General features: G+C 69.1%; 17 protein-coding genes. 9 read left to right on the top strand and 8 right to left on the bottom strand.

What is annotated here, in order from left to right; translation table 11 throughout:
- The first annotated feature begins 6 nt into the window (after window positions 1–6).
- From JEQ17_RS15475 to JEQ17_RS15465, 3 genes are all read left to right on the top strand, one after another.
- Window positions 7–513: a MarR family winged helix-turn-helix transcriptional regulator gene (locus JEQ17_RS15475; RefSeq protein WP_200395803.1), complete on the top strand. Its 507-nt coding sequence runs from the start codon at window positions 7–9 to the stop codon at window positions 511–513.
- A gap of 91 nt (window positions 514–604) precedes the next feature.
- Window positions 605–943 carry a DUF3817 domain-containing protein gene (locus JEQ17_RS15470; RefSeq protein ID WP_189845567.1) on the top strand — a complete coding sequence of 113 codons (339 nt, stop codon included), beginning with the start codon at window positions 605–607 and terminating at the stop codon, window positions 941–943.
- 107 nt (window positions 944–1,050) lie between these two features.
- On the top strand, window positions 1,051–2,751 hold the full coding sequence (locus JEQ17_RS15465) for an acyl-CoA mutase large subunit family protein (RefSeq protein ID WP_200395802.1): 1,701 nt from the start codon (window positions 1,051–1,053) through the stop codon (window positions 2,749–2,751).
- A gap of 224 nt (window positions 2,752–2,975) precedes the next feature.
- On the opposite strand, the gene JEQ17_RS15460 is transcribed toward JEQ17_RS15465, so the two are convergent.
- Window positions 2,976–3,605, bottom strand: coding sequence for a TetR/AcrR family transcriptional regulator (locus tag JEQ17_RS15460; RefSeq protein WP_200395801.1), 630 nt, complete (start codon window positions 3,603–3,605; stop codon window positions 2,976–2,978).
- A gap of 258 nt (window positions 3,606–3,863) precedes the next feature.
- Here JEQ17_RS15460 and JEQ17_RS15455 point away from each other — a divergent pair, with 258 nt between their 5' ends.
- The 4 genes from JEQ17_RS15455 (at window position 3,864) to JEQ17_RS15440 (ending at window position 8,048) form a co-directional block, all read left to right on the top strand.
- Window positions 3,864–4,853 (top strand): tetratricopeptide repeat protein, encoded by a 990-nt coding sequence (locus JEQ17_RS15455; protein ID WP_200395800.1) that lies wholly within the window; start codon window positions 3,864–3,866, stop codon window positions 4,851–4,853.
- Between the two features lie 620 nt (window positions 4,854–5,473).
- Window positions 5,474–6,109: a DUF6230 family protein gene (locus JEQ17_RS15450; RefSeq protein WP_200395799.1), complete on the top strand. Its 636-nt coding sequence runs from the start codon at window positions 5,474–5,476 to the stop codon at window positions 6,107–6,109.
- A gap of 102 nt (window positions 6,110–6,211) precedes the next feature.
- On the top strand, window positions 6,212–6,751 hold the full coding sequence (locus JEQ17_RS15445) for a DUF6114 domain-containing protein (protein ID WP_200395798.1): 540 nt from the start codon (window positions 6,212–6,214) through the stop codon (window positions 6,749–6,751).
- The gene (locus JEQ17_RS15440) at window positions 6,741–8,048 is read left to right on the top strand and encodes a hypothetical protein (protein ID WP_200395797.1); all 1,308 of its coding nucleotides are present in this window, start codon (window positions 6,741–6,743) and stop codon (window positions 8,046–8,048) included. The genes JEQ17_RS15445 and JEQ17_RS15440 overlap by 11 nt, the downstream gene beginning before the upstream one ends.
- 166 nt (window positions 8,049–8,214) lie before the next feature.
- Here JEQ17_RS15440 and pyk read toward each other — a convergent pair whose 3' ends face one another.
- The 3 genes from pyk to pta form a co-directional block, all read right to left on the bottom strand.
- Window positions 8,215–9,633, bottom strand: a complete 1,419-nt coding sequence (pyk, locus tag JEQ17_RS15435; protein ID WP_200395796.1) for a pyruvate kinase — start codon at window positions 9,631–9,633, stop codon at window positions 8,215–8,217.
- Window positions 9,634–9,778: 145 nt separating this feature from the next.
- Window positions 9,779–10,999: an acetate kinase gene (locus JEQ17_RS15430; RefSeq protein ID WP_200395795.1), complete on the bottom strand. Its 1,221-nt coding sequence runs from the start codon at window positions 10,997–10,999 to the stop codon at window positions 9,779–9,781.
- Window positions 10,996–13,131, bottom strand: a complete 2,136-nt coding sequence (pta, locus tag JEQ17_RS15425) for a phosphate acetyltransferase (RefSeq protein ID WP_200395794.1) — start codon at window positions 13,129–13,131, stop codon at window positions 10,996–10,998. Before pta ends, JEQ17_RS15430 begins: the two co-directional genes overlap by 4 nt.
- Before the next feature lie 275 nt (window positions 13,132–13,406).
- Between pta and JEQ17_RS15420 the strand changes: the two genes are divergently transcribed.
- Window positions 13,407–14,432, top strand: coding sequence for an ATP-dependent 6-phosphofructokinase (locus JEQ17_RS15420; protein ID WP_143636125.1), 1,026 nt, complete (start codon window positions 13,407–13,409; stop codon window positions 14,430–14,432).
- Between the two features lie 135 nt (window positions 14,433–14,567).
- Here JEQ17_RS15420 and JEQ17_RS15415 read toward each other — a convergent pair whose 3' ends face one another.
- A complete protein-coding gene (locus JEQ17_RS15415; RefSeq protein WP_325176334.1) occupies window positions 14,568–15,197 on the bottom strand; it encodes a helix-turn-helix domain-containing protein in 630 nt (209 codons plus the stop codon).
- Between the two features lie 286 nt (window positions 15,198–15,483).
- On the opposite strand from JEQ17_RS15415, the gene JEQ17_RS15410 reads away from it, so the two are divergent.
- Window positions 15,484–15,945, top strand: coding sequence for a PPOX class F420-dependent oxidoreductase (locus JEQ17_RS15410; protein WP_200395792.1), 462 nt, complete (start codon window positions 15,484–15,486; stop codon window positions 15,943–15,945).
- A gap of 18 nt (window positions 15,946–15,963) precedes the next feature.
- Here the strand turns inward: JEQ17_RS15410 and JEQ17_RS15405 are convergent, their stop codons facing one another.
- The 3 genes from JEQ17_RS15405 to JEQ17_RS15395 all read right to left on the bottom strand — a co-directional run bounded on the left by JEQ17_RS15405 (window position 15,964) and on the right by JEQ17_RS15395 (window position 19,221).
- Window positions 15,964–16,809 carry a carbohydrate ABC transporter permease gene (locus JEQ17_RS15405; RefSeq protein ID WP_200395791.1) on the bottom strand — a complete coding sequence of 282 codons (846 nt, stop codon included), beginning with the start codon at window positions 16,807–16,809 and terminating at the stop codon, window positions 15,964–15,966.
- 1 nt (window position 16,810) lies between these two features.
- A complete protein-coding gene (locus tag JEQ17_RS15400) occupies window positions 16,811–17,758 on the bottom strand; it encodes a carbohydrate ABC transporter permease (protein ID WP_200395790.1) in 948 nt (315 codons plus the stop codon).
- Between the two features lie 95 nt (window positions 17,759–17,853).
- On the bottom strand, window positions 17,854–19,221 hold the full coding sequence (locus JEQ17_RS15395) for an extracellular solute-binding protein (protein WP_200395789.1): 1,368 nt from the start codon (window positions 19,219–19,221) through the stop codon (window positions 17,854–17,856).
- Between the last annotated feature and the right edge of the window lie 29 nt (window positions 19,222–19,250).

Below are 19,250 nucleotides of genomic sequence, written 5' to 3'. Positions count from 1 at the left end.
TTTGCCGTGCCGAAGCCGCTCAGTCTTGCCTTCGATCCCATCGCCCGTGCCGACGAGCACTGGAAGCAACGCTGGGGATCCGTGCCGTCCATGGGCGCGATCACCTCCATCATGCGCGCGCACCAGATCCTCCTCGCCGAGGTCGACGCGGTCGTCAAGCCGTACGAGCTGACGTTCGCGCGCTACGAGGCCCTGGTGCTGCTCACCTTCTCCAAGGCCGGCGAGCTGCCGATGTCCAAGATCGGCGAACGGCTGATGGTGCACCCGACGTCGGTGACCAACACCGTGGACCGGCTCGCCCGGTCCGGTCTCGTCGACAAACGCCCCAACCCCAACGACGGCCGCGGCACCCTCGCCTCCATCACCGACAAGGGCCGCGAGGTCTGCGACGCCGCCACCCGCGACCTGATGGCGATGGAGTTCGGCCTCGGCGTGTACGACGCCGAGGAGTGCCGGGAGATCTTCGCGATGCTGCGCCCGCTGAGAGTGGCGGCGCACGACTTCGACGAGTAGCTCCGCCGGATGCGGCGGGCCCTCTGCCGGGCCCCGACGACGGGCGGGGGTGGCCGAAGATCGTGCGGAACCGGTCGTTACGCTCGTAGCCATGAAAAAGAGCGTGCTGACCCGCTACCGCGTCATGGCCTACGTCACCGGTGTCCTGCTGGTCCTGTTGGTCCTCGGGATGATCGGCAAGTACGTGCTCGACCTGGACGGCGCCGCGGACTTCACGCGTGTCGTCAGCGTCGCGCACGGCTGGCTGTACGTCGTCTACCTGGTCTTCGCCTTCGACCTGGGCTCCAAGGCCAAGTGGCCGGTACCGAAGCTGCTGTGGGTGCTGCTCGCGGGCACCGTTCCCACCGCCGCCTTCTTCGTGGAGCGCAAGGTCAGCCGCGAGCTGGAGTCCAAGGTCACGGAGGACGCGGGCGCGGTCGCCAAGGCGTGACGGCGTCCTGGGCACAGCCGCCCACCCGCCTTGCCCCACCGCCACAGGTGTGATCTGTGGCGGTTTGCCGTCGACGTCCACCAGGACGTCCCAGTAATTTTGACGGTATGGACGCCGACGCCATCGAGGAGGGCCGCCGTCGCTGGCAGGCCCGGTACGACGCCTCGCACAAGCGGAAAGCCGACTTCACCACGCTCTCCGGCGACACGGTGGAGCCCGTGTACGGACCTCGGCCCGGGGACGCGTACGACGGGTTCGAGCGGATCGGCTGGCCCGGGGAGTACCCCTTCACCCGAGGGCTCCACTCGACCGGCTACCGGGGGCGGACGTGGACCATCCGGCAGTTCGCCGGGTTCGGGAACGCCGGGCAGACCAACGAGCGGTACAAGAAGATCCTCGCCGACGGCGGGGGCGGGCTCTCCGTGGCCTTCGACATGCCCACGCTCATGGGGCGCGACTCCGACGATCCGCGCTCGCTCGGCGAGGTCGGCCACTGCGGGGTCGCGATCGACTCCGCGGCCGACATGGAGGTCCTGTTCAGGGACATCCCGCTGGGCGACGTGACGACGTCGATGACGATCAGCGGACCCGCAATCCCGGTCTTCTGCATGTACCTGGTGGCCGCCGAGCGGCAGGGCGTGGACCCGGGGGTGCTCAACGGCACGCTCCAGACCGACATCTTCAAGGAGTACATCGCGCAGAAGGAGTGGCTCTTCCCGCCCGAGCCCCATCTGCGCCTCATCGGCGACCTGATGGAGTACTGCGCCTCGTCGATCCCCGCGTACAAGCCGCTGTCCGTCTCCGGCTACCACATCCGCGAGGCCGGCTCCACGGCCGCGCAGGAGCTGGCGTACACGCTGGCGGACGGGTTCGGGTACGTGGAGCTGGGACTGTCGCGCGGGCTCGACGTCGATGTCTTCGCGCCGGGGCTTTCCTTCTTCTTCGACGCGCACGTCGACTTCTTCGAGGAGATCGCCAAGTTCCGGGCCGCGCGGCGGATCTGGGCGCGGTGGATGCGGGACGTGTACGGGGCGCGGTCCGAGAAGGCGCAGTGGCTGCGCTTCCACACGCAGACGGCGGGTGTCTCGCTCACCGCCCAGCAGCCGTACAACAACGTCGTCCGTACGGCGGTCGAGGCGCTCGCGGCGGTGCTGGGCGGCACCAACTCGCTGCACACGAACGCGCTCGACGAGACGCTCGCCCTGCCGTCCGAGCAGGCCGCGGAGATCGCGCTGCGTACGCAGCAGGTGCTGATGGAGGAGACCGGTGTCTCGGGCGTCGCTGATCCGCTGGGCGGTTCCTGGTACGTCGAGCAGCTGACGGACCGGATCGAGGCGGACGCCGAGCGGATCTTCGAGCAGATCAAGGAGCGGGGGGTGCGGGCGCGTCCCGACGGGGTGCATCCGATCGGGCCCGTCACGTCCGGGATTCTGCGGGGGATCGAGGACGGGTGGTTCACCGGGGAGATCGCCGAGTCGGCGTTCCGGTACCAGCGGGGGGTGGAGAAGGGGGAGAAGCGGGTTGTGGGGGTGAACGTCCACCGCGGCTCTGTCACGGGTGACTTGGAGATTCTGCGGGTCGGGCACGAGGTGGAGCGGGAGCAGGTGCGGGTGCTGGCCGACCGTAGGTCCGACCGTGACGATGTGGCCGTGCGGGGCGCGTTGGCCGCGATGGTCGCTGCCGCGCGGGGTGGGGTGAACATGATCGGGCCGATGCTTGACGCGGTGCGGGTCGAGGCGAGCCTCGGCGAGATCTGCGACGCCCTCCGGGCCGAGTGGGGCGAGTACACGGAACCGGCGGGGTTCTAGCCGTTTTCCTCGCCCCCGCCGCCCCTACCCGTCCCGTCCCTGGGGGCTCCGCCCCCAGACCCCCGTATCGCGCTGCCGCGCTCGTCCTCAAACGCCGGACGGGCTGAAAGTGTCGGCCCGGGCCGCGAAATCTTCAGCCTCTCCGGCGTTTGAGGAGCGGGGGTTCGGGGGCTGGCCCCCGAGTAGTGACGGGAATGGGTAGGGGCGGCGGGGGCGAAAAAGGGTCAACTCTTGGACGTGGCGGCGCCGGAGAGGCCCAGGAGTAGGACCTGGGTGAAGTCGTGGACCCAGGTCGGGTCGACGGGTTCGGCGCTGACGAGGGTGCGATGGACCACCGCACCGGCGACCATGTCGAAGATGAGATCGACCGTACGGGCGGCAGCCGAGGGATCGGACTCCGGAGGGAGCTCCCCACGGACCTGGGCCCGCCGACGCCCTTCCAGAACGAGCCGCTTCTGACGGTCGACGACCGACGCCCGGATCCGCTCCCGCAACGCGTCGTCCCGCGTCGACTCGGCAAGCACCGCCATGAGCCCGCTCTTGGCCTCGGGCCGCGCGAGGATCGCCGCGAACTGGAGCACCACACCCTCGATGTCCGCCGCGAGGCTCCCCCGGTCGGGCAGCTCCAACTCGTCGAAGAGCGCCGCCACCGCGTCGACCACGAGCTCGTTCTTGCCCGCCCACCGCCGGTAGAGGGTGGTCTTCGCGACCCCGGCGCGCGTCGCCACGTCCCCCAGCGTCAGCTTTGACCAGCCCAGTTCGACGAGAGCCGCTCGTGTCGCCGCCAGGATCGCGGCGTCCGCGGTGGCGCTGCGGGGGCGCCCTGTGCGGGGGGTGGAGGTGCGGCTCTGCATGCCGGTGACCATATCCGGGGACTGCTGAGTAAGGGGATTCCGTGGAGCCGTGAGGGAGATCACCGAAGTGGGCTTCCCGCGATCCCCGGGGGCCAGTTACGCTACGACCCGTAGCGAAAGATCGTGCGTGAGCGACAACCGCGCGGCGCCAGGTGGGGACCCGGCGCCAGGACCGACGTTGACCAGTACTGGACCACGTAATCGACCAGCTTTCACAACGCTTTTCACAGAGGCGCGCGGAGGGGGGAGGATAGACGCATGCAGCCACGGAACATGTCCATGAGCGGAGTCGTCGACCTCGCCGCGGTGAAGGCGGCCCAAGAGGCCAAGGCGAAGGCGGAGCAGGCGCGTGCGGAAGCGGCGCGGCAGGGCGGCGGAGCCGTCTCCGCGGTGTCGCCCTCGAGTCTCGTCATCGACGTCGACGAAGCGGGTTTTGAGCGGGACGTCCTGCAGCGCTCCACCGAGGTGCCGGTCGTCATCGACTTCTGGGCCGAGTGGTGCGAGCCGTGCAAGCAGCTCAGCCCGCTCCTGGAGCGGCTCACCGCCGAGTACAACGGCCGGTTCGTCCTCGCCAAGATCGACGTAGACGCGAATCAGATGCTGATGCAGCAGTTCGGGATCCAGGGGATCCCGGCGGTGTTCGCGGTGGTGGCCGGTCAGGCCCTGCCGCTCTTCCAGGGCGCCGCACCCGAGGCCCAGATCCGGGGCACCCTCGACCAGCTCGTACAGGTCGCCGAGGAGCGCTTCGGTCTGACGGGCCTGACCGTCGACCCGGACGGCGAGCAGGCCGGCCAGGGCGAGCAGTCCGCGGAGCCCCAGGTCCCGGCCGGTCCGTACGACGCGCTGCTCGAAGCCGCCGTACAGGCCCTGGACGCGGGCGACTTCGGTGGCGCGGTGCAGGCGTACAAGAACGTACTGAGTGACGACCCGGGCAACACGGAGGCCAAGCTCGGCCTGGCCCAGGCCGAGTTGCTCCAGCGGGTGCAGGGCGCCGATCCGCAGCAGGTGCGCAAGGAGGCCGCCGACAACCCCGGTGACGTGCGGGCGCAGATCGCCGCCGCCGACCTGGACCTGGTGGGCGGCCATGTCGAGGACGCCTTCGGGCGGCTCGTCGACGCGGTGGCGCGTACAGCGGGTGACGACCGGGACGCGGCGCGCGTACGGCTTCTCGAGCTTTTCGAGGTGGTGGGCGCCGACGACCCGCGTGTCGCCGCGGCGCGCCGGGCGCTGGCCCGGGCCCTGTTCTGACCAGTCGCTAAACGTCGGGACCCGTGGTGCCCGAGTGAAGGATTTGGCGACAGAGCGATACTGCGGCCGCGTTTTACCAAAACTTGGTAAACGCGGCCGCTGTTACTGCGAGTAAGTCAGAGGCGGTGATCTGTCGGATTCCGTCCAAGGTTCGATCACTTTGTCACCGCCCTTGGTGCCACCCAGAGTTGTCGGCCGATACCGACGGGTCGTTGTTCGGTTATCCGGCCGTTACTAGCCAGTAACGAACCCCCTTGTGCGGGCGGCGAGAATGCACCACGATCGGCGACGCTCGGTCCATTCCCCTTCCCCGACAGCCAATCGGGACAGCGGGTTTCCTTGGGTCCCCACCGAGCAGGGACGGCGGCAGTGGCGCCGGCCCTTGGGCAGGGGGGTCTTCGCCGTTCGGTGGAGCCTGTCCGGCAGGTTGTGCGTGAAGTGTTCAGGCGCGACCAGTGGTTGTCGCTCGGGGGTGATCGCCGGTGATTCGGGTGCGTTCCGCGCCTCCGGGTTGGGGCGCTCTCCTTCCCGAGGACGTAGCACTTCTCCCATCCCTGCCCGGCTGAGCCGCCGTCTGGGGGCAGCCAGGGCCGGAGATGTACGTCCGAGAAGGAGGAAATATGGAGTCCCAGGTGCGTGGCGGGACCAGATGGAAGCGGTTCGCGGTAGTCATGGTGCCCAGCGTGGCCGCGACCGCCGCGATAGGTGTCGCCCTGGCTCAGGGTGCTCTCGCCGCGTCGTTCAGCGTGTCGGGTCAGTCGTTCAAGGTGACGGCGGACCGGCTCGATGGTGTTGGCTTCTCGCAGTACGGAGCCATCGACCAGGGCTACACGCTCAAGGGTGAGAAGACGGCGCACCCGGTCGCGGTGTCGGCGTTCAAGAGCGCCAAGATCACCAACATGTGCCAGTCCGTGGTCACCCCGGACATCCCGTTGATCGGTTCGGTCAGCCTGAACCTGAAGGCGGGCGGCGGCAGCACGCCGGTCGAGGCCGAGAACCTCTACATCGATGTCGAGGACCTCCAGGCCAACGCGACCTTCCGCAACATCGACATCGGTGTTGCCGCCGGAGACGCCACCAAGGGTCCCGGTATGAAGGGCGGCAAGGAGCAGGCGAACCCCTACGGTTTCGCCCAGCAGGCCGACTCGGCCACGCTGACCGACGTGAAGCAGACGGCGTGGGCGACCACCGCCGGCACCTTCAAGCTCAGCGGCCTGAAGATGTCGCTGTCCAGGGGTGTCAAGGAGTGCTACTAGGCACTCCGTGGGCGGGTGAGGGAGCCTGCGCTGCCTCACCCGCCCGTCCCTTTTCGTAGTACGTGAAACCCTCAGCAACGCCGTTCCAGGGAGCTGTTTTCCATGAGCGCCGAGACTCCTGCCGCGCGCGGTCAATTCCACATCTGGCGGCTGCGGTTCCGTGCCTGGCGGGGCGGCCGGCCGTTCTGGGCGGGCCTGTTCATCCTGATCGCCGGATTCCCGATCGCATACCTTCCGTACGCGAACCTGCAGATCGGGCATCTCACGCTGGCCATGGCGACGACCGCGGGTGCGGGGTCTCTCATCATCGGCGTACTTCTGGGTGTTCTCGGAATCAGCCTCTGGTACCAGAAGCACATCCGGACCTTCGCCGGTGTCGCGGCGATCCTGCTGGGCCTGGTCTCGCTGCCGGTGTCCAACTTCGGAGGCTTCTTCGTCGGCTTCCTGCTGTCCCTGGTGGGCGGCGGAATGGCCGTGGCCTGGGCCCCGGGCGAGGAGCCCGCCGCGCGCCCGGCCGAGACGGACCGTACGGACAAGGAAGACGCCCCGGAGGCCGCACTGGCCAACGGTGCGAGCGAGCCGAACGATCTGTCAGGAACGAGCCCGACCAACGGGGCGAACGGGAGGCACAGTGCCGGCTGACGAGGTCCAATACGCGGGCCCCGCGGGGGAGTCCCGTGAGAGAACCGGGCCGCGGCACGCAGCCCCCAAGAAGCCGTTGTTCACCAGGTTGCACGTGCCCGCGGGCAAGGCGATAGCCATCGCGTCGATGCCGACGGCGATCCTCATGGGGATGGGCTTCACGCCGACGCTCGCCCGTGCCGAGGACAAGCCGTCGGCGAAGAACCTGACGATCGACGAGTACAAGGACTGCGTCGACGCGCTGGAGGAGGAGACCGAGGAGGCCAAGGACGACGCGTCCCCCACGCCGTCGCCCTCCGCCTCGACGAGCGCTCCCGCGGACGACGGCAAGGACGAGCCGAGTTCCTCGGACCCGTCGGGTTCGGACACGCCGGGCTCGGGCTCTTCGTCGGATTCAGGTTCCGACGACAAGCCCGAACCGACGCCGTCCGCCTCGGAGTCCAAGGCGCCCGCCGAGAACGCCGAGCCGACGCCTGCGCCGACCCCCTCGGCGTCCGAGTCGAAGAACCCGCTCGACCCCCTGGGTCTCGGCGAGGCCATCAAGGACATCTTCACCCCCGACGAGGAGGAGACGGCCACCCCGACGCCGACTCCCTCCGCGTCGACCCCCGCGGCCGAGAAGCCCGCCGAGAAGCCGGCGGACACGGCCGAGGACCCGGTCAAGGACACGGTGGAGAAGGCCGAGGACACGGCCAAGGACGTCACCGACGCGGCGACCGAGGCCGCCGAGGACACCGCGGAGAAGGCGGAGGAGGCGGCCGACGACGCCACCGCGTCACCGACCCCCAGCCCGTCCGCGAGCTCCACCACGGACCCGGACGACTGCCCGACCGCCACGGACGACGAGGGCGGTGTCGAGCAGGGCATTCCCGCCCTGGCCGACGACCCCTGGCAGCTGGAGGCCAGTTCGCTGCTCCTCAAGGGCGCCGACTACCAGGGCATCGTCAAGGTGAAGACCGCCAGCGGCAAGGTCAAGAAGGTCCTCAAGTACGTGATCTCCGACGGCACCGACATCGGTGATCTGCACCAGACCGTCACCGACAAGCAGGCCGGCAAGACGTACCACGTGCAGGCGGGCAAGGGCACCACGTCCACCATCCGCGACGGCAAGACGGTCATGTACACGGAGAGCATCTCCGGCAACCTGCTCGGTCTGATCCCGATCACGTTCGACCCGGAGCACCCGCCGCCGCTGAACATCCCGCTGATCTACTTCACGAAGGTGAAGGTCATTCAGGCCGCCCAGTTCGGCGGAACGCTGACCGTTCCCGGGATGCACCAGTTCACGACCGACTGACCCGGACGCGACGGACGGGCCGTACGCGGCCGTCCGGACGTCCACCGGAGTACAACGACCTCCGGGAGCCGCAAAACACGCTGAGGGCGCCCCCTGCGCGGCAGGGGACGCCCTCAGCGGCGTGTACAGGGCCGTACGGGCCGACAAGCGGCCGTACGGGGCGGGATCAGCCGCCCAGGTGGTGCACGCGGACCATGTTGGTGGTGCCGGGGACACCGGGGGGCGAGCCGGCGGTCATCACGACGATGTCGCCCTCGCTGAAGCGGTTGAGCTTGCGCAGCTCGTTGTCGACCAGGTCGACCATCTCGTCGGTGCTGTGCACGAACGGCACGACGTAGGACTCGACGCCCCAGCTCAGCGCGAGCTGGTTGCGGGTGCCCTCGTCGGTGGTGAAGGCCACGATCGGCTGCTCGGCGCGGTAGCGCGACAGACGGCGGGCGGTGTCACCGGACTTGGTGAAGGCCACCAGGCCCTTGCCGCCCAGGAAGTCCGCGATCTCGCACGCGGCACGGGCCACCGAACCACCCTGCGTACGCGGCTTCTTGCCGGGCACGAGCGGCTGCAGACCCTTGGAGAGCAGCTCCTGCTCGGCCGCGACGACGATCTTCGACATCGTCTTCACGGTCTCGATCGGATACGCGCCCACGCTGGACTCGGCCGACAGCATGACCGCGTCCGCGCCGTCCAGGATCGCGTTGGCGACGTCGGACGCCTCGGCGCGCGTGGGGCGGGAGTTGGTGATCATCGACTCCATCATCTGGGTCGCCACGATCACCGGCTTGGCGTTGCGACGGCACAGCTCCACGAGGCGCTTCTGCACCATCGGGACCTTTTCCAGGGGGTACTCGACGGCGAGGTCGCCACGGGCCACCATCACACCGTCGAACGCCGCGACGACGGCGTCCATGTTCTCCACCGCCTGCGGCTTCTCCACCTTGGCGATGACGGGGACCCGGCGGCCCTCCTCGTCCATGATCTTGTGCACGTCGTTCACGTCGTGGGCGTCGCGCACGAAGGAAAGCGCCACCAGGTCGCAGCCCATCCGCAGGGCGAAGCGCAGGTCGTCGACGTCCTTCTCGGACAGCGCCGGCACGTTCACGGCGGTGCCGGGCAGGTTGATGCCCTTGTGGTCCGAGATGACACCGCCCTCGATGACGATCGTCCTGACCTGGGGGCCCTCGACCGCGACGACCCGCAGCTCGACGTTGCCGTCGTTGATCAGGACCTGGTCGCCCTTGGAGACATCGCCCGGCAGACCCTTGTACGTGGTGCCGCAGATCGACTTGTCGCCCGGCACGTCCTCGGTCGTGATGGTGAACTCGTCACCCCGCTCCAGCTCCACGGGGCCCTCGGCGAAGGTCTCCAGCCGGATCTTGGGGCCCTGCAGGTCGGCGAGCACGCCGATGGCGCGGCCCGTCTCCTGGGCGGCGGCCCGGACCCGCTCGTAACGGCCCTGGTGCTCGGCGTGGGAGCCGTGGCTGAAGTTGAAACGGGCCACGTTCATGCCGGCCTCGATCAGCGAGACGAGCTGCTCGTGGGAGTCGACGGCGGGGCCCAGTGTGCAGACGATTTTGGAACGGCGCATGGGGGCGATCCTATCGGTTTGTTTCGCTACGGAATATTCCGTCTGGTGGAAGATACAAATGGGCGGGTACGCGCTCAGGCGTGGGCCTGGCCGGCTTCCTCGGTGCTCTCTTCGAGCGGCTCGTCGGCTGCTCCCCTGCGGCTCCTCAGGCGTTCCCGTTCCCCACGAGTGCGTAGGTCTGGTCGGCGATCTCCAGTTCCTCATCGGTCGGTACGACGGCCACCGCGACCCGGGCGCCCTCGGGCGAGATCAGCCGCGGCTCGCCGGACCGTACGGCGTTCAGCTCGTCGTCGACCGCCAGGCCCAGCGCCTCCAGGCCCGCGATCGCGGCCTCTCGCACGGGGGCGGCGTTCTCGCCGACGCCCGCCGTGAAGGCGACCGCGTCGACCCGGCCGAGCACCGCGTAGTACGCGCCGATGTACTTCCTCAGTCTGTGTATGTAGATGTCGAAGGCGAGCTGGGCCTGTGCGGCGTCCTCGGCACCCTCGTCGATGCGGCGGCGGATCTCCCGCATGTCGTTGTCGCCGCACAGGCCGATCAGACCGCTCCTCTTGTTGAGAAGAGTGTCGATCTCGTCCGTGGACATCCCGCCAACACGCATCAAATGGAAGATGACCGCGGGATCCATGTCACCGGAGCGCGTACCCATCACGAGCCCCTCCAAGGGCGTCAGTCCCATGGAGGTGTCCATGCACCGGCCCTTCTCGACCGCCGACGCCGAGGCGCCGTTGCCGAGGTGCAGCACGATGACGTTCACCTCCTCCGGCGACTTGCCGAGCAGCGCCGCAGTCGCGCGGGACACGTACGCGTGCGAGGTGCCGTGGAAGCCGTACCGGCGGATGCGGTGCTCGTCGGCGGTCTTCACGTCGATCGCGTAGCGGGCCGCGGCCTCGGGCATCGTCGTGTGGAAGGCCGTGTCGAAGACGGCGACCTGCGGAAGGTCCGGGCGCAGTGCCTGCGCGGTACGGATTCCGGTGAGGTTGGCCGGGTTGTGCAGGGGCGCCACCGGGATGAGGCGCTCGATCTCGGCGAGGACGGCGTCGTCGATGACGGTCGGCTCGGTGAAGGTCTGGCCGCCGTGCACGACCCGGTGACCGATCGCGGCCAGCTCGGGGGAGTCGAGGCCGAGCCCGTCCCTGGCCAGCTCCTCGGCGACGGCCTTCAGAGCGGCCTCGTGGTCGGCGATCGGCCCGGTCGTCTCGCGGGACTCGCCGGTGGCGAGCGGCGTGTGCTTCAACCGGGAGGTCTCCTCGCCGATCCGCTCGACGAGGCCCACGGCCAGCCTGCTGCCGTCGCTCATGTCGAGCAGCTGGTACTTCACCGACGAGGAGCCGGAGTTGAGGACGAGGACACGGGTGGCGGTCACTGGGCGGGAGCCTTCGAGGTCGGGGACGAGGACGCGGAGGGGGAGGCGGCCGCGGAGCCCTGCTGGGCGGCCTGGGCCTGGATCGCCGTGATGGCGACGGTGTTCACGATGTCCCCGACCAGGGCGCCGCGGGACAGGTCGTTGACCGGCTTGCGCAGGCCCTGCAGGACCGGCCCGACGGCGATCGCGCCGGCCGAACGCTGCACGGCCTTGTACGTGTTGTTGCCGGTGTTGAGGTCGGGGAAGATCAGCACGGACGCCTGTCCCGCGACCTCCGACCCCGGCAGCTTGGTGGCCGCGACGGTCGGTTCGACGGCGGCGTCGTACTGGATCGGCCCCTCGATCTTCAGGTCGTCGCGGCGCGAGCGGACCAGCTCGGTGGCCGTGCGCACCTTGTCGACGTCCGCGCCCGAGCCGGAGGTGCCGGTCGAGTACGAGAGCATCGCGATCCGCGGCTCGACACCGAACTGCTCGGCGGTGGCGGCGGACTGGATGGCGATGTCGGCCAACTGCTCGGCGTTCGGGTCGGGGTTGACCGCGCAGTCGCCGTAGACGAGGACCTTGTCGGCGAGGCACATGAAGAAGACCGAGGAGACGATGGAGGCGTCCGGCTTGGTCTTGATGATCTCGAACGCCGGGCGGATGGTGGCCGCCGTGGAGTGCACGGACCCGGACACCATGCCGTCGGCCAGGCCCTCCTGGACCATCAGCGTGCCGAAGTAGTTCACGTCCGAGACGACGTCGTACGCCAGCTCGACGGACACACCCTTGTGCGCCCGGAGCTGCGCGTACTTCTCGGCGAACCGGTCGCGCAGCTCGGAGGTCTGCGGGTCGATCAGCTGGGCGCCCCCGAGGTCGACGCCGAGGTCGGCCGCCTTCTTGCGGATCTGGTCGACCGGGCCCAGCAGTGTGAGGTCGCAGACGCCTCGGCGCAGCAGCACCTCGGCGGCGTGCAGGACGCGGGCCTCGGTGCCCTCGGGCAGCACGACCCGCCGCTTGTCGGATCGGGCCTGCTCCAGCAGCTTGTGCTCGAACATCATCGGTGTGACCCGGCCGCTGCTGGGTGCCGAGACCCGCTTGAGCAGGCCGCCGGTGTCGACGTACCGCTCGAAGAGGCCGAGGGCCCGCTCCGCCTTGCGGGGGGTCGCCGCGTTCAACTTCCCCTCCATGCCGAAGAGTTCGGACGCGGTGAGGAAGGAGCCGGTCTCGACCGCGACCACCGGCGTGCCGGGGGCGAGACGGGCCGCGAGGGTGAGGACGAGGTCGCTGGGACGCTCGTTCAGGGTGAGCAGGACGCCCGCGATGGGCGGGGTGCCGGCGCTGTGCGCGGCGAGGGCGCCCACCACCAGGTCGGCGCGGTCGCCGGGGGTGACGACCATGCAGCCCGGGGTCAGCGCGCCCAGGAAGTTCGGCAGCATGGCGCCGCCGAAGACGAAGTTCAGCGCGTCGCGTGCGAGCCCCGAGTCGTCGCCGAGGAGCACCTTGCCGCCGAGGGCGTGGGTGATCTGGGCGACCGTCGGGGCGGAGAGCGCGGGCTCGTCCGGCAGCACGTAACACGGCACGGGGAGGCGGTTGTCGAGCCGCTCGTGTATCTCGGCGCGGTCGGCCGGGGCGACCCGGTTCACCACCATCGCGAGCACGTCGCAGCCGAGGCCGTCGTAGGCGCGGAACGCGTTGCGGGTCTCCGCGAGCACCGACTCCGCGGTCTGGTTGCGGCCGCCCACGACCGGGATCACGGCGGCGCCGAACTCGTTCGCCAGCCGGGCGTTGAGCGCGAGTTCGTCGGGGAACTGCGTGTCCGCGTAGTCCGTACCGAGCACGAGGACGACGTCGTACTCGCGGGCCACCCGGTGGAAGCGGTCGACGAGCTGCGAGACCAGCTCGTCGGAACCCTGCTCGGCCTGGAGCGCGGACGCCTCGTGGTAGTCCATGCCGTAGACCGTCGCCGGGTCCTGGGACAGCCGGTAGCGGGCCCGCAGCAGCTCGAAGAGACGGTCGGGCCCGTCGTGGACGAGGGGGCGGAAGACCCCCACCCGGTCCACCTGGCGGGTCAGGAGCTCCATGACTCCCAGCTCGATGACCTGGCGGCCGTCTCCTCGGTCGATCCCGGTCACGTACACGCTGCGCGTCACGCGTGCTCTCCGTTTCCTCCGATAGCGGTAAAAAGACAGCCGTTATCATCGGCTGTGCCCTCTTGACAATACCTCCGGGCATGGTTAGGACGCCCGTCGCGGCGGGGGCGGACGGCGGCTCCGCCAAGGGGGAGCGGGGGCGTGAGGGGCGCGCCGAGGGCGTGCGCAGGCGCGACGGGCGCGGACAGCGCCCCCCTGTCGCCCATGAAACAATCGGACTGGCTCTCAGGTACCACAGGAGAAACAGCCCAACAGCGAGCAGGAGACACAGCACGATGCGCATCGGAGTTCTCACCGCAGGCGGCGACTGCCCGGGGCTGAACGCAGTGATCCGGTCGGTCGTGCACCGAGCCGTCACGAACTACGGAGACGAGGTCATCGGCTTCGAGGACGGCTACGCGGGACTGCTCGAAGGCCACTACCGCAGTCTCGACCTGGACGCCGTCAGCGGCATCCTCGCCCGCGGCGGCACCATCCTCGGCTCCTCCCGCCTCCAGCGCGACCGGCTCCGCGAGGCCTGCGAGAACGCGCAGGACATGGCACGCGAGTTCGGCATCGACGTGCTGATCCCGATCGGCGGCGAGGGCACCCTGACGGCGGCGCGCATGCTGTCGGACGCGGGCCTGCCGGTGGTCGGCGTCCCCAAGACGATCGACAACGACATCTCCTCGACGGACCGCACGTTCGGTTTCGACACCGCGGTCGGTGTCGCCACCGAGGCGATGGACCGCCTCAAGACGACCGCCGAGTCCCACCAGCGGGTGATGGTCGTCGAGGTCATGGGCCGGCACGCGGGCTGGATCGCCCTGGAGTCCGGCATGGCCGCCGGCGCCCACGGCATCTGCCTGCCCGAGCGGGCCTTCGACCCGGCCGACCTGGTCAAGATGGTCGAGGAACGCTTCGCGCGGGGCAAGAAGTTCGCCGTCGTCTGCGTCGCCGAGGGCGCCCACCCGGCCGAGGGCACCATGGACTACGGCCACGGAGCTATCGACCAGTTCGGCCACGAGCGCTTCCAGGGCATCGGCACGGCGCTCGCGTACGAACTGGAGCGCCGCCTCGGCAAGGAGGCCAAGCCGGTCATTCTCGGCCACATCCAGCGCGGCGGCACACCGACCGCGTACGACCGGGTGCTGGCGACTCGCTTCGGATGGCACGCGGTCGAGGCCGCGCACCGGTCCGACTTCGGCCGGATGACCGCGCTGCGCGGCACGGACGTGGTGATGGTGCCGCTGGCGGAGGCGACCACCGAACTGAAGACGGTCCCGAAGGACCGTATGGACGAGGCGGAGTCGGTCTTCTAGAGGGCCGGCTGTTCAGGGGCGGCGTCGCGGGTGGGCCCGGGCGATCGTTACGGGCCTGCCCGCCCGGGCTTCTCAGTGGCCGGTGTCAGCTTCTGCCGGTCGGTGCCGGCCGGTGTCATCCGGTGTCGGCGGCTGTCAGGCGCTGTTGCGCTGGACCACCGACCAGAAGCGGTCGACGATCCGGTCCAGGAAGTCCCGGCCCGCGTCGTCGGCCTCACCCGCGGCCGCCCCGCCGCTCCAGCTCAGCGTGGCCACCATCTGCCCCTGGTACTCGGTGTGCAGCGCCCGCAGCACATCGCCCACGAGCCGCCGGTCGAGCGGCAGCAGCTTGCCCACCGGGCGTACGTACGCCTGCCAGCGGGTCGTCACCGCGTTGCGCAGCATCTCCGCCAGCTTCGTCTCGTGGCCGGTGACCGTGACGAGGTCCGCCAGGGAGAGGTCGAGCACCTCGGCGAGCGCCGAGGACTGACGCTCGTTGCCGCGCCACTCGTCCGCCTCCTCCATCCGTACGTACACGAGGAGTTCGAGTCCCACGGCGCGCGCGACGTCCTCGGGCGCGAGACCGCGCGCGATCCGGTGCTCGCGCAACGTCCGCGGCGCGCCGATGAGATCGCCCGGCGAGCACCACAACACACCCGCGAGCGCGGTGAGTTCGGTGGTGCTCGGCGCGGCTATGCCGCGCTCCCAGGCGACGACGAGGTCCGGGGTCACATAGGGCAGCCCGAACGAGGCCTGCATGCCGTACGCGACATGCTCGGGCCCCATGCGCAGGGCGAGGCGCAGTTTGCGGGCGGCCGGGGCGTCGAAGGGCGGGGTGGGCTGTTGGGCCGACGGTTGGTGCACGCGCACAACGTATGGGTGCGGGGCTGCGGTGACTACGGTCTGTTCGGCCAGGATCACGGATCGTGCGAACCTACGGTTTCGGATGTCTGACCGAGGTCTGTTCGGGGTGGCCGAAGATCAGCTGGTGGCGGGGTGGTGTGGAGATCAGGATGTCGGGCAGGGGCTCGTGCGGACGGGTCCGAAGGGTGGAGCGAAGGTGGCAAGCGCCGTGAGCAGGATCGAAGGGCATATTCGCGAGCGACTGCTGGCGCCGAACTTCTGGCATCTGGCGACCGTGGGCGCGGACGGGGCGCCGCAGGTCTCGCCCATGTGGGCGGACCTCGAAGACGAGTACGTCATGGTCAACACGTCGATGGGCCGCGTGAAGGAGGAGAATCTTCGGCGCAATCCGTTCGTTTCTCTGTCCCATCACGACACCGGGAACCCCTATGACCGGGTGGAGATCCGGGGGCGGGTCGTCCGCTTCGTCGAGGGCGAGGTGGCCGAGCGGGCCATGGACCGGCTCACTCTGAAGTACATCGGCGAGGACCGGTATCCGTGGCTGCTGCCCGGAGAGCGGCGCGTGATGATCCTGATCGAGCCGACGCGGGTGCGGCATGTGGTGGGCGTGGAGAAGTTCCGTCCCGGAGTGCTTCCCGAACCGCCCGAGGCCGCCGAACCCACCGAGTGACGTCGGCCCGTCCTCCGGTCACCCCTTGACCGCCCCGCCCAGCGCGAACCCCCCGCCCAACCGCCTGGCCACCAGCACGTACAGCAGAACCACCGGCGTCGAGTAGATGATCGAGAACGCGGCCAGCTGTCCGTAGACCACCGTCCCGCGGTTTCCGAAGAAGTCGTTGATGCTCACCGACGCGGGCATCTGGTCGGGGGTCAGCAGGAGCATGAAGGGGACGAAGAAGTTGCCCCACATCATGACGAACGAGAAGACGGTCACCACCGCGACGCCAGGGCCCATCAGCGGCAGCACGATCCGCAGGAGGGACTGGAACGAGGACGCGCCGTCCGTCCAGGCCGCCTCCTCCAGCTCCTTCGGCACGCCGTCCATGAAGTTCTTCATCAGCCAGATGGCGAAGGGCAGTTGGGACGCGGCGAAGAAGAAGATCGTGCCCTGCATCGTGTCGATGAGGTCGACCTGAACGAACAGGGCGTACACGGGAACCATGATCGCCGTGATCGGCAGACTCGTCGCGAAGATGATCGTGAGGAGGAAGGGTCGGTTCAGGCGGGAGCGGAAGCGGGACAGCGGGTACGCCGCCAACGCCGCGCACACCACCGTCAGCAGCGTCGCCCCGCCGCACAGGATCAGGCTGTTGAGCAGCGGTGTGAACGTGATGTCCGGCTTCAGGACCGCGTCGAAGTTGTCCAGGGTGACGCCGTCCGGGACCTTCACCTTCAGGTCGGCCTTCGGGTCCACCGACGAGAGGAGGACCCAGGCGAGGGGAAGCACGAACGCGGCCGCCACGAAGAGAAGGCCCGCGTCGGCGGCGTAACGGCGGCTGTTGCGGCGGGTCGCGAGAGTCGTACTGCCGGGCATGTCAGACCTCCGTCCGCAGCAGGCGCATATAGACCAGGGAGAAGAGCGAGCCGACCACCAGCAGGAGCAGGGCCACGGCCGTCCCGTAGCCGATCATGCTTTTCTGGAAGGCCTGTTCGTACATGAAGAGCGGGAGCGTCTGGCTGCGGTTTCCCGGGCCGCCTCTCGTCATCACCCAGATCAGACCGAAGACCGAGAGGGTCTGGAGGGTGTTCAGCATCAGGTTCGTACCGATGGAACGGCGGATCATCGGCAGCGTGATGTGCCACATCCGCCGCCAGCCGCCCGCGCCGTCCACCTCGGCGGCCTCCGTGATCTCCTTCGGGATCTCGTTCAGGGCCGCCGAGTAGACCAGCATCGAGAAGGCCGTCCCCCGCCAGACGTTCGCGAACGACACCGCGAGGATCGGAAGCGTGAACAGCCAGTTCTGGGACGGGAGATGGAGCCAGTCCAGCACGGCGTTCAGCGTGCCCTCGCGGCGGAAGAAGGCGTACAGCAGGAACCCCGCCACGACCTCCGGCAGCACCCAGGCGGCGATCACGATGCCGCCGGTGACCGTACGGACCGGCTTCGACGCGCGCTGCATCAGTACGGCCAGGGTCAGGCCCAGCGTGTTCTGGCCGATCAGCGAACTCAGCACCGTGAACACCAGCGTCAGCCATACGGCGTTGAGGAACGCGTCGTCCTTGAACGCGGCCTTGAAGTTGTCGAAGCCGATGAACGACGACTCGGCCTGGCCGGTGAGCTGGAGATCCGTGAAGGCGATGTACGCGCAGTACGCGATCGGGCCGGCGAGGAACAGAAGCAGCAGCACGACGGCGGGGGAGACGGGCAGCGCGCGCGTCAGGGCACGGCGGACATCGCGGCGGCCGGCCGGCGGGGGCAGTGGGGCGGCCGGGCCCGGCGCGGTCTTCACCACGCCCGGGCCCGCCGGAGGTGCGGAGGTCATGAGCGGTCGATCATTTCTCACTCATCCCCTGGTGCGGCCGGTCGTTTTCCGGTGCGGCCGGGCCAGGCCCCGCCTCCGGTGCTGTCGAGCCCCGGTCATTTCTCGATGACCTGGTTGTCCGTGGCCGTCTTCAGCTCCTCGTCGTAGTTCTTCGCCGCCTCCTCGACCGAACTGTCGCCCGTCGTCACGCCCTCCATCGCCTCCTGGATGGCCGTCGAGACCTTCGGGTACGCGGGATACGCGGGGCGGTAGTGCGTGCTGGCCACCAGGTCCGTGAAGAACTTGATGCCGGGCTGCGCCTTCACGTACTCCGGGTCCTCGGCCACGTCCGTGCGCACCGAGATGCCGGAGTTGGCGATGTACCACTTCTGGGCGTTCTCCTTCGTCTGCATCGTCCTGATGAAGTCGAAGGCCAGGTCGGGGTTGGACGCCTTGCTCGGGATCGCCCAGGTCCAGCCGCCCGACATGCTCACCTTGCTCGGCGCCTGGCCGGTCTGCGTCGGCATGTAGGCGAGGCCCAGCTTCTGGGACCACTCCGGCCATTCGTGGCCGCTGCCCTCCAGCCAGTCCTGGGGGAGCCAGGAGCCGTCGAGGTTGATGCCGAGTTTGCCCTCGGGGAGGAACTCGCCGCGGACCCTGGTCGCGATGTTGGGGTCGAGGGCGTCCGAGACGTCCGGGCCGAGCTTCTCCTTGAAGACCGTCTCGACGAACTCGAGAGAGTCCTTGAAGCCCTGGCTGCCCGTGATCCACTTCTTGGACGCCGGGTCGTAGAGGGGACTCTCGTTGGCCCCGCTTGCCGTCCCGTACAGGAGCATCTCGAAGCCCTGCATGGTGGCCGCCTCACCCGCGGGCTTGCCCGTGTAGATGTTCATGGGGATGACGCCGGGGACCTTCGCCTTGATCGCGCGGGCCGCGTCGAGGATGTCCGCCCAGTTCGCCGGCTGCCAGTCGGCGGGGAGCCCGGCCTTCTTGAAGATGGCCTTGTCGAACCAGAGGCCCCGGGTGTCGGTGCCGTCGGGGACGCCGTACGTCTTCCCGTCCTCGGCCTGCGCCGCCTCCTTCGCCGTGTCTATGAACTGGCTCCAGTCGTCCCACTTGGCGAGGTACGGGTCCAGCGGCTTGAGGTATCCGCTCGTGATGTCGGAGTTGATGAGGAACGTGTCCTCGTAGACCAGGTCAGGGGCCGTCTTCGGCGAGCGGAGCATCTGCTGGAGCTTCGTGTAGTACTCCGAGTCCGGGGCCTTGATCGGGACGAGCTCCACCCTCTTGCCGGGGTTGGCCTTCTCGAACTGCTCCTTGATGTCGGCGAGATACGTGTCCATCACCTTGATGGAGTTGTCCGTCGACTGTTTGAAGGAGATCTTCACCGTGTCCGGATCACTTCCGGAGTCGCTGCCACAGGCGCTGAGCGCGGTGGCGGTGAGCAGGGTGGCGAGGAGAAGTGGAACGGCTGTGGGGCGCACGGGTACAACCTCCTGCTGGCCGACGTCTT

Source organism: Streptomyces liliifuscus, from assembly GCF_016598615.1.
GTDB lineage: Bacteria > Actinomycetota > Actinomycetes > Streptomycetales > Streptomycetaceae > Streptomyces > Streptomyces liliifuscus.
The sequence above is the reverse complement of the archived record's forward strand: the minus strand, read 5'-3'. Positions and strand labels throughout refer to the sequence as shown.

Excerpts from the sequence above, each read along its gene's own strand:
- JEQ17_RS15470 (WP_189845567.1), top strand. The coding sequence starts at position 605 with ATGAAAAAGAGCGTGCTGACCCGCTACCGCGTCATGGCCTACGTCACC.
- JEQ17_RS15465 (WP_200395802.1), top strand. The coding sequence starts at position 1,051 with ATGGACGCCGACGCCATCGAGGAGGGCCGCCGTCGCTGGCAGGCCCGG.
- JEQ17_RS15460 (WP_200395801.1), bottom strand. The coding sequence starts at position 3,605 with ATGCAGAGCCGCACCTCCACCCCCCGCACAGGGCGCCCCCGCAGCGCC.
- JEQ17_RS15455 (WP_200395800.1), top strand. The coding sequence starts at position 3,864 with ATGCAGCCACGGAACATGTCCATGAGCGGAGTCGTCGACCTCGCCGCG.
- JEQ17_RS15450 (WP_200395799.1), top strand. The coding sequence starts at position 5,474 with ATGGAGTCCCAGGTGCGTGGCGGGACCAGATGGAAGCGGTTCGCGGTA.
- JEQ17_RS15445 (WP_200395798.1), top strand. The coding sequence starts at position 6,212 with ATGAGCGCCGAGACTCCTGCCGCGCGCGGTCAATTCCACATCTGGCGG.
- pyk (WP_200395796.1), bottom strand. The coding sequence starts at position 9,633 with ATGCGCCGTTCCAAAATCGTCTGCACACTGGGCCCCGCCGTCGACTCC.
- JEQ17_RS15420 (WP_143636125.1), top strand. The coding sequence starts at position 13,407 with ATGCGCATCGGAGTTCTCACCGCAGGCGGCGACTGCCCGGGGCTGAAC.
- JEQ17_RS15415 (WP_325176334.1), bottom strand. The coding sequence starts at position 15,197 with ATGGGGCCCGAGCATGTCGCGTACGGCATGCAGGCCTCGTTCGGGCTG.
- JEQ17_RS15405 (WP_200395791.1), bottom strand. The coding sequence starts at position 16,809 with ATGCCCGGCAGTACGACTCTCGCGACCCGCCGCAACAGCCGCCGTTAC.
- JEQ17_RS15400 (WP_200395790.1), bottom strand. The coding sequence starts at position 17,758 with ATGACCTCCGCACCTCCGGCGGGCCCGGGCGTGGTGAAGACCGCGCCG.